General features: G+C 59.4%; 15 protein-coding genes and 1 pseudogene. 6 read left to right on the top strand and 10 right to left on the bottom strand.

Going from position 1 to position 12,534, the window contains the following annotated elements:
- Positions 1-174 precede the first annotated feature (174 nt).
- From AB7535_RS26145 to AB7535_RS26130, 4 genes are all read right to left on the bottom strand, one after another.
- A complete protein-coding gene (locus AB7535_RS26145) occupies positions 175-414 on the bottom strand; it encodes an ATP-dependent DNA ligase (RefSeq protein WP_439037372.1) in 240 nt (79 codons plus the stop codon).
- 32 nt (positions 415-446) lie between these two features.
- Positions 447-602 (bottom strand): ATP-dependent DNA ligase, encoded by a 156-nt coding sequence (locus AB7535_RS26140; protein WP_439037154.1) that lies wholly within the window; start codon positions 600-602, stop codon positions 447-449.
- Positions 603-1,663: 1,061 nt separating this feature from the next.
- Complete coding sequence (locus AB7535_RS26135) at positions 1,664-1,825, bottom strand: DUF2934 domain-containing protein (RefSeq protein ID WP_439037153.1); 162 nt, start codon at positions 1,823-1,825, stop codon at positions 1,664-1,666.
- 994 nt (positions 1,826-2,819) lie between these two features.
- Positions 2,820-3,938 (bottom strand): NAD(P)/FAD-dependent oxidoreductase, encoded by a 1,119-nt coding sequence (locus AB7535_RS26130; RefSeq protein WP_439037371.1) that lies wholly within the window; start codon positions 3,936-3,938, stop codon positions 2,820-2,822.
- A gap of 394 nt (positions 3,939-4,332) precedes the next feature.
- Between AB7535_RS26130 and AB7535_RS26125 the strand changes: the two are divergent.
- Positions 4,333-4,932 (top strand): annotated as a pseudogene (locus tag AB7535_RS26125) (SDR family NAD(P)-dependent oxidoreductase); the annotation flags it as partial.
- A 321-nt stretch (positions 4,933-5,253) separates the two neighbouring features.
- On the opposite strand, the gene AB7535_RS26120 reads toward AB7535_RS26125, so the two are convergent.
- Complete coding sequence (locus AB7535_RS26120) at positions 5,254-5,610, bottom strand: PRC-barrel domain-containing protein (protein ID WP_028160059.1); 357 nt, start codon at positions 5,608-5,610, stop codon at positions 5,254-5,256.
- Positions 5,611-5,829: 219 nt separating this feature from the next.
- Entirely contained in the window at positions 5,830-6,714 is an 885-nt protein-coding gene (locus tag AB7535_RS26115) for a hypothetical protein (protein ID WP_439035421.1), read from the bottom strand.
- 615 nt (positions 6,715-7,329) lie between these two features.
- Between AB7535_RS26115 and AB7535_RS26110 the strand changes: the two genes are divergently transcribed.
- Complete coding sequence (locus AB7535_RS26110) at positions 7,330-7,725, top strand: response regulator (RefSeq protein ID WP_439035420.1); 396 nt, start codon at positions 7,330-7,332, stop codon at positions 7,723-7,725.
- Positions 7,726-8,004: 279 nt separating this feature from the next.
- Here AB7535_RS26110 and AB7535_RS26105 read toward each other — a convergent pair whose 3' ends face one another.
- A complete protein-coding gene (locus AB7535_RS26105) occupies positions 8,005-8,412 on the bottom strand; it encodes a hypothetical protein (RefSeq protein WP_439035419.1) in 408 nt (135 codons plus the stop codon).
- A gap of 754 nt (positions 8,413-9,166) precedes the next feature.
- Between AB7535_RS26105 and AB7535_RS26100 the strand changes: the two genes are divergently transcribed.
- The 4 genes from AB7535_RS26100 (at position 9,167) to AB7535_RS26085 (ending at position 11,237) form a co-directional block, all read left to right on the top strand.
- Positions 9,167-9,367, top strand: coding sequence for a hypothetical protein (locus AB7535_RS26100; protein WP_354112643.1), 201 nt, complete (start codon positions 9,167-9,169; stop codon positions 9,365-9,367).
- Positions 9,331-9,516 (top strand): hypothetical protein, encoded by a 186-nt coding sequence (locus AB7535_RS26095; protein ID WP_354112659.1) that lies wholly within the window; start codon positions 9,331-9,333, stop codon positions 9,514-9,516. The genes AB7535_RS26100 and AB7535_RS26095 overlap by 37 nt, the downstream gene beginning before the upstream one ends.
- A 149-nt stretch (positions 9,517-9,665) precedes the next feature.
- Complete coding sequence (locus AB7535_RS26090) at positions 9,666-9,851, top strand: hypothetical protein (RefSeq protein WP_038934634.1); 186 nt, start codon at positions 9,666-9,668, stop codon at positions 9,849-9,851.
- Between the two features lie 948 nt (positions 9,852-10,799).
- The gene (locus AB7535_RS26085) at positions 10,800-11,237 is read left to right on the top strand and encodes a YybH family protein (protein WP_439035417.1); all 438 of its coding nucleotides are present in this window, start codon (positions 10,800-10,802) and stop codon (positions 11,235-11,237) included.
- A 173-nt stretch (positions 11,238-11,410) separates the two neighbouring features.
- On the opposite strand, the gene AB7535_RS26080 is transcribed toward AB7535_RS26085, so the two are convergent.
- The 3 genes from AB7535_RS26080 to AB7535_RS26070 all read right to left on the bottom strand — a co-directional run bounded on the left by AB7535_RS26080 (position 11,411) and on the right by AB7535_RS26070 (position 12,390).
- Positions 11,411-11,563, bottom strand: coding sequence for a hypothetical protein (locus AB7535_RS26080; RefSeq protein ID WP_439035415.1), 153 nt, complete (start codon positions 11,561-11,563; stop codon positions 11,411-11,413).
- A gap of 315 nt (positions 11,564-11,878) precedes the next feature.
- Positions 11,879-12,052, bottom strand: coding sequence for a hypothetical protein (locus AB7535_RS26075; protein ID WP_439037152.1), 174 nt, complete (start codon positions 12,050-12,052; stop codon positions 11,879-11,881).
- Positions 12,053-12,159: 107 nt separating this feature from the next.
- Positions 12,160-12,390 carry a DUF6894 family protein gene (locus AB7535_RS26070; protein WP_439037151.1) on the bottom strand — a complete coding sequence of 77 codons (231 nt, stop codon included), beginning with the start codon at positions 12,388-12,390 and terminating at the stop codon, positions 12,160-12,162.
- Positions 12,391-12,534 lie beyond the last annotated feature (144 nt).

Genomic DNA, 12,534 nt, shown 5'->3' with positions numbered 1-12,534 from the left:
ACTGCGGTCCCGGGGTAGCAATAATTGGGGGACATTTAGTCCGAATTCCACCTCACGGACCGCTGAACGAACTTATGGCCACACTGCCTGAAGCCCTTCGCAACGAGCTGACGCCCGTGATCAAGGATGCGCATTTCAGGGAACCCACCGACGTGCGAGATTTTCGCAGACGGGTCACGTCTGTAATCTCAAGCTACTCGCGCCGTACATTCGGTCGCTCATGAGGGCGGTCTTGCGCATCGTCAATGGCAGCTGGCGCAGGTCCTCGCCGCCAAGCGCGAGGATGTCGAACGCATAGAGCTGAACCTCGTGATCATGCTTGCGCGAGTGCAGGGCGTTGAAGTCCGAGGCGCCGTCGACGCCGAGCACCACGGCCTCGCCGTCGATGGCGAATTGCTGCTCGCGGTTGTTCAGCGCAGCCTCGACGATCCAGGGGTATCGCTTGGTCAGTCGTGCCCGTTGCGGGTGAAGAGCCGCACGGTCTTGCCCTGGCGCTCGACGCGCAGGCGATAGCCGTCATATTTGATTTCGTGAATCCAGTCAGGCCCGGCCGGCACCACCTTGGCGGCGGTCGGCAGGCAGAATTCGAAAGCGGTAAGCATGGTGTGGAGATAGAGATCGTCGTTCTCATAAGAAAGGGTCGCCTCGTAACGGCCCCGCCCGAAGTCTGAGCATTCCGGTTAAAAACCAGGTGCGAGCAATGCCAGCCCCGGGATGAAAACTGCTAAGGATACAAACCCCGTTGATCCGGCCGTCGCAGCCGCCGTCGCCGATGCCGCGGACGGCGTAGGCGGGGCGGTGCTCACTAGCGTCAGCTTGTGAGCTTACAGCGGACGCCGTGCTGCTTGGTCGTGATGGCCGCTTATGAACCGGAACGGACATTCTGAGTGTTGAAAGTCGCGCCCCAAGAGTTTCACTAACTCGGCGGGTTGTAGGTATCAGCGCTGAGAATGGCAATCGGCCGACGCACAGTGTCTTCGTTCCATTCAATGAAGCCATCGGCATTCTTCGAAGGTGCGCGAAACATTTTCGCATCCCTGTAACTTGAGTTAATCGTGGGGCCTAATCGAAAGGTCGCGATATGGAACCGACCAGCAGAATATCGGACCACATCGATCATCAGACTGCCCGGTCGATCTGTGACGAGGTGGGTGACAGATTGCAACAGAACTTATCTCTCGAAGCCTGGCCTCTGCCGCCGTACCTCGAACGTCTAGTCGATGAATTGCGCAAACAGGAACGTCATCCAATTGATGGCGTCGCAGCGCCCGCTAACCGTTTCCTTCATGCGTCGCGACGGGTAGTCGCCGCCGTCTGAGTGCGTAAAGAAGAAGCCGTCGCCGCGCTCAACCCGGCGGCGGCTTTTCCGCTAATCTTGTCGCTGAGGCATTCCAGGCTTGGCCGCACCGGACGCTATTCAGTTAACGACCAAGCCGCGCTGCTTCCCCTGTTGGCCCTAAGCTGACGTTTTTGGGACCGTTGGCGCGAGGTGGGCTTATGACCCAACTCGGACATTTGCGCGAGACGGGGTGGCGGCGAATAAATGCGACGCGCGTACGTTCGAGTAACCCACCTCAGCGCATGGTCGGAGCATGCTCCCGCTTGGCTAACGCCAGAGCACGGTGAACTAAGATTGGAGCGCTGCCAAAGGGCGACAGCGGAATTAAATGTCGGCCCCCTTGTTGGGGGCACCACGCTCTTCTGCGCCCTGTAATTCCTTCTGCGCTTGGTCCCAGAACTCGTCTTGGCGTCCTTCGGGTTTGCCCGACTGCTCCCACAGCTCAAACGCGCGTTTCCGTATCTGCTCCTCGGTTGGGTGGGCCATCACGAAATCTCCCAGAGCGCAGGTCCTGCTTTGGACAGGAGGCACAAAGGGCAGGACCGCCGGGCCAATTTTATCCCAACGAGCCAATTCGAGCTTCGGAGAGTCGTTCCTTGTTTTCAGGTATGCCGCCGCCCGATCTTCCTCGTCTCGCCACGTGCCTTGTCGGCCGGATCATCCGCCAAGGCCCATAGCAGCCGTATCCCGGCCGATGGCCCGAAGTCGGCTTCTGACCCCGGCAGACGTTTGCTGGGCTAACTTTTGTTCTGGCGTCGCTCTGGTTCCGGGTGCACACTGGTTCCCTCACCGCTCGGCACCGTGCTTTGATCGGTGATGAGAACGCCGGTTGCGCTCCCGCCCAATTCACGCAGGGAAAGGAGAGTGCCATGGGACGACGCCCACGATCCCACATTGGCGACAATCTGAACGTGGAAAGAACCCGCATCATAGCGGAATTGGAAAATACGCCGCCAGGACCGCGGCGTGATCTCCTAGAACGCAAACTGCGGCAGCACGAAACCGCTTCTCATATAGACGGGTGGCTAACGTCGCCGGGCCTACAACCCCCGGAGGAATAAGGCCGTCTCAGGCCAACCGAGGAATCGATCAATGAATTCGACTCATCGAACGATTTGAAAACGCGAGTGTATGCATGAACGGAACACGCAGTAACTCAAAATACGGGCTTCAAGCATTGGACGGGCAGCAGAAACAAGAGCACCGCGCATATATTATGGGCCTCGACGGACATATCGAGCTTCGCATCGATCTATTGTGCGAGGACGAAATCGAAGCCAAGAAGCGCGCCAGATCCTTAGCTGACGGTTGCGACGTAGAACTATGGTGTTAAGATCGAAAGATTGCGGAATTCAAGAGTGAGTAAGGCCGCCTCAGTTGGCGGCCGCTTTCGTGCTCATCATCCTGCTACGTCACCTTCTGGCCCGTCGCTTGCGTGAATGCGGTGCAGCCGGCCTGTCCTCACGCCCAGCTCTAGTCTTCAGCCGACGATGTCACGGTCGATCGCAAAATCATCAAGTAGGAGTGAAGTGCCTCCCGAAAGCAGGGTGGCGATCAGCTCTGCCGCGAGAAAGCTGAATGTGATGCCATTCCCGCCGTAGCCGAAAGCAGCAAAGACATTCTTGCAACCAGGGACTCTCCCAATCAGGGGTAGCCCGTCACTGGTGGTATCGAAGGCGCCCGACCAGTTGAAGGCCACATCGCCGGATGCCTGCGGCCAAAGCGCTTTCAGATATGCCCTGAGCGCCTTCACCTTGTCCGGCGTCGCTGCATCGCGGGCGTGTGGCTGAATGAGCGTGTCATCATCCTCACCACCCACGATGATCCGGCCGTCCGTTGTCGTACGCGCATAATGATAGTTCTGAGACGCCTCCCAGATCAGTGCTTGCTCAGGCCAGAGATTGTGTGGCTGCGGGACCGTTGCGATCGCCCAACTGGACGCTGGTTTTTGGGCTCTGGGTCGCACAATGTCCGGCATCACATAACCGGTCGCAAGCACCACGTCGCGCGCCTCAACCGACAGTCCGGCCTCAAGACCGACAGTTACGCCTGATGCGCTGCCGTCAAACGCAATCGCATCGGCTTTGAGCAGACGAGCGCCGCGCTTGACAGAAATGCCGAGCAGGCCGCGCGTCAGTCGCACGGGATCGGCGTCGGCTGCATCGCTTGACAGGATCGCGGCAGCCCGGCCGACCGTGAAACGCTGCAGCAATCCGGCATAGTCGAGCAAGTGTGACGGCAAATCGGCGCGGGACCTGACTGCATATTCGTCGTTGATGAGTTTTGGACTATCGCCCATGGCAAGATAGAGCGAAAGACGCGGCCGCATCTCGCAGGGAATTCCATAATGCGCGACGAGCGACATCAATGCCCGCGTTGCACCGTGGCTCGCGCGATAGCAGCGAATTGCCTTTTCAAAACCGTAGAGCTGCGTGAGTTCGAGAAGCGGACGGTCGATTTCCCACAGCAGCATCGCCGTGCTTGCAACCGTGCTACCGAGGCTCGGCAGCTCACGATCGATCACCACCACTTGCCGGCCCTGCCGGGTCAGGCGTTCAGCGACCAGAGCGGCGGTGATGCCGGCGCCAACGATCAGCACATCGCAGCGGAAACTCTCGGTCACAGGCTTGATGTTCGGGGGTGGTAGATTGGCCCACGGCGAATATGGGCTTCGCAGGTCGTCCTGTTCGATGTTGTCATCTCTAAAGATAGGACGCTCCCACAAACGCTCGGGCACCGTAAGGGCAACTCATCAAAGGTTGTGGCGTTCCCTACGTGACGGCGCAGCTGAGGGATTGTGGACCTCAAATGGGATCCGGCGCCCTCGTTTAGCAACGATACTCCGCTCCGCTGGTTGAAACTGCAAAGTCGCGGAGCCCTTCATGGCACATCGAGACAAGACTTCCGTATCCCGCCGGCAAATCGTCCGCGCGGCGAGCGCGACGCTCGCCGCGGCTTCGCTGGCATCTTCAACAGCGAAAGGAAACACTGATATGGCCGAGCAGGACCTGGTCGATCCCGTCACCCGCTATCCGAAGCCACCATTCAAGAAGCAGTCACAGCCCTGGCCCGGCCTCGCCGGCAAGATGGAGCCGCGTCCCGATCACGGCGAGACCAGCTACAAGGGCTCCGGGCGGCTCGCCGGCCGCAAGGCGCTGATCACAGGCGGCGATTCCGGCGTGGGCCGCGCGGCCGCGATCGCATATGCACGCGAAGGCGCCGATGTCGCCATCAACTATCTGCCCGCGGAAGAGCCCGACGCACAGGAGGTCATCGCCCTGATCAAGAAGGAAGGCCGTACCGGCCTTGCGCTTCCCGGCGACCTCAAGGAGGAAGCCTTCTGCAAGAAGCTGGTCGAGCAGGCTATGCAGGGCCTCGGCGGTCTCGACATCATCGTCAACAACGCCGCTCGTCAACAGACGCGCACCTCCATCCTCGACGTCTCGTCGGAGGATTTCGACGCGACCATGAAAACCAACATCTACGCACCGTTCTGGATCATCAAGGCAGCACTGCCGCATCTGAAGCCCGGCTCTTGCATCATCGGCACGACGTCCGAGCAGGCTTACGATCCCTCACCCGATCTCTACGAGATCACGGGTAGACCGGGGTCGTGTTCTCGAGAATGTTCGGCGATCTTCCATCCGCCGATGCCGCCGGCAACCTGACGTCGGTGACCAGAACGTCGACAACCGGCCGCCCGCACCACGCCAATGCCTCTGCGCCATGCGCCGCGTAGTCGTATCCTTCCTCTCGCCAAGTTTCCACGACGAGCTCGCGTATGAGGCGTCGTCCTCGACGACGAGCATCGCACTGGCGGCTCCTTCAACTGACGGGTGGAGCGCTTCTGCCGACAGCAGGCGCGTTGTCCGCCGCGGCAGGCCCGCTCTCGCAAGCGGGCTCGCCGGTAACCGTCAGAACCCGGAATAGTAGTCGTTCACCGCTCTCGCGCGTCCCGGGTCGTTCCAGTCCCAGGCATTGTCGTTGCCGTACTTCGGCGCGCCCTGAAGCCTGTCGGCGGTAAGATTGGTCCGGTAGCCGCCGAGACCTGTGTCGTACTTCAGCGATTGCCAGGGCAGGGGGTAGTGGTCGTCCCCGATGCCGAGGAAGCCACCGAAGCCGAGAACCGCGTACGACACTTGGCCGCTGACCTTGTCGATCATGACGCGCTCGATCGAACCGATCTTCTGGGCGTCGGACCCATAGACCGCTGTGCCTTCGACCTTGTCGCTACCGATCAACGTACCTGTTTCACGCCTCTCCGTTTCCATCGTCATCTCCTCCTAAAAGACACTGACGCACGACAACTGTGATCGAGAGGCACTCGTTCCTACGTTTTAAAGGTCGGCGGGAGAGCTATGGAAAAGCGAGCGGCGCGGCAAAAACTGAGCTCGTACTTCGCGCGTCGCGATGAAATTCACCACCCCGACAACCGGCGCAGCACAGGGTCACAGGATTTCCAGCCTGTGACCCTGTGCGGCAAAATGAGGTTAAGGTAGTGGCCGGGGATCCGCGACGCGGCTTTTGTGCCATCGATTGGAATGAGCCATCCACTCGGAAATCGGCTCGCCATCGCGATGCCGGCCCCCAGCTTCTGCGCCAGCCCAAGCCGCCGCGGCCCCGAACAGCAACGCTGCAGCCGCCGAGAAAGCGATGATGATGCTCGCCGCGCGAGCCCTCGAGATCGCGCCCTTTGCATTTGCCAACGTCGTATCCACCCGCCTTTCAGCGTCCGATGCTGCAAGCCCGGTCACTGCCGTGACCTGCTGAACTAGATAAGTGCGATCTTCTGGGAGGACGCCGCTGTGACTCGAAGCAGTTGCTAGAATTCGCGCGGCTTCAGCACGCTCACCCGTCAGATCAACGTTCGGCGGCCGCCGGGGCGCACGGAAGAGATGATCAAGCTCGTAACTTAGGACCGACGGTTCGGTCGCGGACGGCGGTTGAGTCGCTGCGGACGGGCGGTTTGCAGCACCCGCTATCAGCGCGGTCAGAACAGCTCCGATTAAGACTGCGAGCGCCCAGGCAGCGACACCATGCAGTCCGTCACGCGTCTCGATGTCATCGGTTGCGGAAGCGTAGGGCGGCCGTACGCGCCCGGCAAAATAACCGCCGCAGCCAAAACTGATGAGGGACTGAAAGATGAGGTAAACGCCCGAGAGCAGCCATAGCGCGACGGAAGCATCTCTCCAGGTCGGCGCAGCGGAGGCCATGCCCAGTCCGAGTGCTGTTCCAAAGGAGATGAGTATCAGGGACAAGGCCGTAGCGACGAATGCTCCAACAACGATGGGTGTCCACTGCAAACCCCAGGGCCTGGTTAGGTTGGATGCGGTGACTGTCTCGGCTTCAATCCCGGAGAGCGTTTCAATGGCCATGGCGTCTACCGGAGACCGAGTAGAGACAAAATGAACATGACGATGACGATCAGGCCAACGAGATAGATGATGCCATTCATGCGAAGTCCTCCTCTTCGCCACTTCAATGCCAGGCGTGCGTGAGGGTTCCTCTATCCAGACGTTTCCCGCCAGGTCGCACACCCGCGCGACCCCGGTCGTAAAAGAACAGCCGCGTTGCCGGGGCAAGGCAACGCGGCTGGGAAGCAAATCCCCGGAGGAGCCAGGCTTACTTCCTGTTGCTTTTGGGGCCGCCCTGATCGCTGCCGGGACCAGAGCCGCCCTGGCCGGACGCGTCTCGGATGCGCAGGCATTGCCGTATCTCGGAATTGGTTATGCGCGTCCGGAGTTTGCCGAATTTTCCCAGTAACTCGGGAACTTTCGGCTTGTGTGCACTTTGTAACGTCCAGTGCTCGTGTGCCCGGGGAGACTTTTGACTAAATGCCACCGATCGTCATGGTGATTGAAGACGACGATGCGATCCAAGGCCTTGTCGAAGATCCAGAAACCCTTTGCGCCGCCGCAGCTTACGACTGCGGTCTCTCAGCCTCTTAACGGGCTCTCGGTGGCCGGTGCGAGCAGGGATTGAGGCAAGACATGACGCAAGCATCGATATTCCTTGTCGAAGATGAAGCGCTCATTCGAATGATGCTTGTCGAGATGGTTGAGGAATTGGGGCACAGAGTCATCGCCGAGGCGGGAAGCGTAGATCAAGCGCGAGCTCTTGCAGAACTTGAGGGCTATGATCTCGCGATCCTCGACATCAATTTGCAAGGCATCAACGTGCAGCCAGTTGCCGAGGTAGTGAGGGGCCGGGGGCTGCCCTTCTTTTTCTTGAGCGGTTACGGAAGTGCAGGTCTGCCCGACGGATTTGAAAAAATGCCTGTCCTCGTCAAACCCTGTACGCCGGTTGCGCTCAAGCACACAATCGATGCAGTCCTACTGAATGGAGAGCCTGAAAAAACGCAAGACAAGCCTCGGGGAGCAGCGTAAATCTTTAGCGCCTAAGGACGGCATGCCGCCCAAGTCGTTCAGGGCACGAGGTCTGGCATAAAGCTTATGCCGGGCCTCGTTCTGAACTGTCACAAGACGCCTCAGTGTCGCCAGCCGTCCTTGTCGACCTCCACCCGAAAGCCTTCCGGCATGCGCGGCACTTCACCTTCGCCAGCAGCATTGCAGGCCGGGCAGGGTGCGCCGGCGCCGCCACAGCTGCAGGCGCGCGGGCCGTCCCAGGGGCGGTCCGGGTGGTTCTCGCAAACCCAGCCGAGATCGTCACAGTTGACGCACGTCGTGGCCGTGGCGCCGGCTGCCGCCCGGCTTATTCTCGCTGGACATCAGGCGACCCCGCTGCATGTCGAAGCGCCTTGTGGCGTTGGCGGCGATGAAGTCTTGCAGCGCAGGTGAGATCTCGGCGTCGATGTCGGCTGCGCGCTGGGCCAGTGCGTCGGCGACTTCGGAAGTAGCTTTCCGCGACCACCCCTTGACGGGATTGAAGGATACAATTCGGACCGGATAGGCGTACTGGCCGGACAGGAGATTTTGCAGGATGATATCGAGGTCGGTGTCAGCCTCGTCGGTCTCGCGCCAGGCGCAACCGGCACGCGCGCCAAAGTCTTCAAGCACCAGATAGATGTCGCGGTCGAGGCGGTCGGCCGGTACGATCGAGGGCGAGGAACGCATACGCTACTCCGATACAAGGCGAAGAGAACGACCCGGGCTGCGGGGGGACGGGCCGCAGGATCTGTCTTAAGACGGCGCCTGTGGCTTCTCATTCGGCACCTTCCGTTCGCCGCCGCATTGTCCGCGATGGGCGACGCTGATTTTGTGAGATATCTGCGCCAAGCGCAGAATTGCCTGGATGAGGCTGAGAAGGCGACGCGAGACGCCGACAAAGAGGCCTGGCTGAAGCTTGGGGAAGAATGGATGGAGATGGCGCGCAAGGCTCAAAGGCAGAGGCCGCGCGAGCAGTAGGCTCGGCGGGAGGGCGACAAAGTTCAATTCCGGGAACTGAATCTCTTTGGGACCGTTATGAGTCGTCGCTAGCCTACTCAAGGAGGCCGCTGTGCCGGAGCGCCGTAGAGTGAAACAAACCCGCTCCCTTGAAGAACGAATGGCCGATCAGGCCGCCGAACTCAAAGAACGGGCTCACCAGTTGCCCGCTGGGGCGGAGCGTGAAGCCCTGCTTAAGCGAGCCGGGATTGCCGAGACGGGCTCGCATCTAAGCGATTGGCTGCGTTCGCCGGGCCTGCAGCGGCCCAACTAGGACTTTCAGTTTGACACTTTGACACTGGCCTGTTTCCGACCTCAGCCGACCTTCCGAACCATCGCGACCAAATGAGCTTTTCAAGCTTTTCTTAATGACGGCCCTGGGCGGAAGTGGCTAAAATTGTGGGTGCAAACCCTACGGTTAGGACCCGTATGCACGAGGCCAGTCATGAAGCACCGTCGCCGGTTCAAGCAAACCCAATCCCTCGAAGAGCGCCTTGCCCAGGAAGCCGAACGCCTAAGAGAGCAAGCTAAGAAGCTCCCGCACGGTTCTGAGCGCGAAACCCTCCTACGCAAAGCCCGCCAAGCAGAGACCGGCTCGCATATGAGCGAGTGGTTGAGATCGCCCGGGCTGCAGCCGCCAACCTGATTGCTCTCGACATGAGCGAGAAGGAGCTACCCAAGAAGCTTACTGCTCAAAAGGAGCAGGAGTGGCTAAAGGAGCTGCGCAAGATGATCGGCGAGGACATTGAGGGGCTGCGCGAGCTCATCTGTAAATTTCGCCAGAAGCTGCATTGAGGCCGCCTCAGTTGGCGACCTCTCCGATGGCTCGAATATCTGCGAATAGCTCAGGTGCCCCGGGTTGCAGCCGGCAAGTGGGCGCTGACAGGGCGCCTAATGCTGTGGTAAAATCAGCCGAAGGGAAAGTACGCGCGGCGGGGCGTGCCATGCGGGACTATCAAGCGCAATTAGAAAAGCTGCGGACCGACGCGGCCGAGTGCAAGCTCATTAGCGATCTTGCCACTGACAAAGCCAAGCGCGACTTGTTCGAGAGGCTGGCCAACCATCTCACGGTTCTTGCCGATCAGGTCGAGGCGGCCATGCTCGAACGCAAGGTCCGTGACGGAACTTAAACTGGCCCAATCTGCATAGACGCTCGTTCCGGTTAAGCGCATGGTCCCGTCTCAAGATCGCGAGGATCAGCATGACCGAGCGGCTTATTCAGGCGGGCATAGTCACCGTAGGCAGCGTCAACGCTGGCCTTATCATTTGGTTGATTCTGGAGTTTTGAAGCCGCCTTTTGGCAGCTTCTAGGCTAGAGCCGACCAAATAAAACTTCGGAACAGTTGTTCACTTTGATACTTAGGAACATCGACACGGCCGCGATGATTCGATGCTCCAAATGATTTTGATAATGGCAGGGCTTGGTAGTGCGCTGATTGCCACCATCGTCATCCTGCTCGAGTGGCGCGCCTTGGTCGGGTACTGGCGCCTCAAGAGGCGGCCGCCCGCAAATATCTCAATCGATGCAAAGTAAAGGCCGCCTCAGTTGGCGGCCTCTTTTTAGGGCGTGTACTCATAAATCCGCGATGTCCGCATATTCGCCAACAGCGGCGCACAAGCCGACATTTCACGAAGGTCCGCTAAGGGCCAAAAAGGCGAATTACACCGGGACCAGCGCAGTGATTTCCGGTCTAGGCAATATGTGCGCGGTCGCTCTCTCCCATTTGTCAACGTGGTTGACGGTAATTGCCCGGAATTGCTCTTCCGCGAACTATTGGATGGAGTCTTCCGGCAACCAGCCATGGTGCATGTGCCTGCGCAAAACTGGTCGTGGCGGTTGAAGTTCGCGCGGGTGCGACCGGCTGCATTAGCGGTGTCATGACGCGCGATATGGACTCCCGAGGTGAACGGCGCCGTTGAAGTTACCATCGCCTGCACCTCTTCCGTAATGAACCAATGGCCGGCCACAGTGCGACCGGCGACGGTGTCGTCAAGCTGGCGGATTGCAGCCGCGGCCGACGATCGTAGTGATGATCTAATCAATCGGGAAAGGCGTTATCCTACAGAGGGAGTATCCTATGAAGTTGGCTCCAACATCAGCACTAGTCATTTGTCTGCTCGGCGCGCCGGGAATTTCGTTGGCCGCGGACGCCAAGGGGGACGTGGAGAAGGCTTACGCCGCTTGGGATGCCGCATTCAATAAGCACGACGAGAAAGCCATCGGCGCCTCCTATGCCGCGACGGCAAAATTGATGCCACCCACACATCAGGTCGCGTCGGGTCCGGCCGAGATCGAGAAGTTCTTTGCCGGACTCTTCGCGAGCGGTGTGACGGATCACAAGTTGGAGATGATCGACGCCGGCGGAGACGACAAGGTTGTCTTCGGCACAGCCAAGTGGAGCGCCACGGGTAAAGACAAGGAGGGCAAGCCGTCTCCCTTCAGTGGTTTAGCGACGCACGTCTTCGAACGCCAAGCCGACGGATCGCTCAAATTGAGGCTGCAAACATTCAACTAAGGCGGTCGAAGCTTAATCGGTCCGGCGAGGCGGTCTTACTGGACACCCAAAAGGGCTACTTGTCCCCGGTGTAAGATATGTTCGGGTTGGGTCAAAACCGGCAATACTCTGGTTGAGGAGAATTCTGCTAAAATTCCAAAAGCCGACTTCGGTGCCTTTTATGAGTACACGCCCTAGCCGGTGTGCAATTTGCCAGTCAGCAGATATTCACCGGGCGGCGTCAACTTCACGTAAGTGCCGCTCTCGTGCTTCGACAGCCAGCCGCGCTCGATCGCGAATTTGAACCCGGCGCCGAACCCGCTTCCACTGCCCTTCAGCTTGAACAAGAAGGGCGCGTTGATCCTCTCGATATAGATGTGGCCGTCCTGGACGGCCTCGACGTTGGCTGCGAGCTCGACGAGCTTGCACGCCGGCGCTGATCGAGGCGAGCGGATTGCGCAGATCGTGACGCTCGGTTAAGTCTGCGATATCAGCCGAGATGGCGTGGTCGGATGAGTTCGGCTGCCAGTGTGCGGGGATGCCGTGTGAGTGTCAGGGCGATCTAATGAGATTGATGTACCCGACACCTCTCAAGTCATAGCGCAATCACCCACACCGAAAACGCAATGAGCGCCGTGAGGATGATCGCCGCTACATGACCGTCACTTCTCTTTCCGAACGCCCTTATACTTCACAGCGCTCTTCTTGACGGCCATGAACTGCCCGCCCTTCTTGTTGCGCTTGGTCGAGGTCTTCGTGAGCGGGTTCTTGAGCTGTGTGCGCTTCTTCTCCGCGCCCTTGCGACCATTGTCGCCGATCGGTTTGTTGACTGCCATCACGTCCTCCAGTGCACGGTAAGACACAAAGCAGGCTGATGGTTCCAAACTGAAAGAACAAGTCTGGCTAGGCTGGCTTTGCACCCAAGGCCTAAGCGCTTCTGCTACTACTTCGGCTTTTCGGCACTAATGCGCAGAGTGTAAAGCGGGTTCTGAAACTCGTCGACGACCTGCATGCGCCAGTCCTCATGCGGGCGCAACGAACCATCGAGGCCTTGTAAAATCTGTCCCGCTGTCACCGTTGCCTCTCGCCAAGCCGCATGCTTGTCCGGCAACTCTTCACCCTCGCGGTCTAGTTCAGTTTGACCATGATGAACATGAAAGTAATACCTTGGCATAAAATCCTCACATGCCGCTTCTCAAGGTCGGAGAGACGGCCCGGGCTCGGGGGCAAGTAGATCGGGGCCGCTCCGCCAGCATCGGCGGCGATGCTTGGCAGGTTCTCAATTGGCCTATGGTGCTAGTTGTTCCGCGCCGTTCGG

The organism is Bradyrhizobium sp. 956_D2_N1_4 (genome assembly GCF_052076025.1).
Taxonomy (GTDB): Bacteria; Pseudomonadota; Alphaproteobacteria; order Rhizobiales; family Xanthobacteraceae; genus Bradyrhizobium; species Bradyrhizobium barranii.
This window is presented reverse-complemented; position numbering and strand designations above follow the sequence as displayed.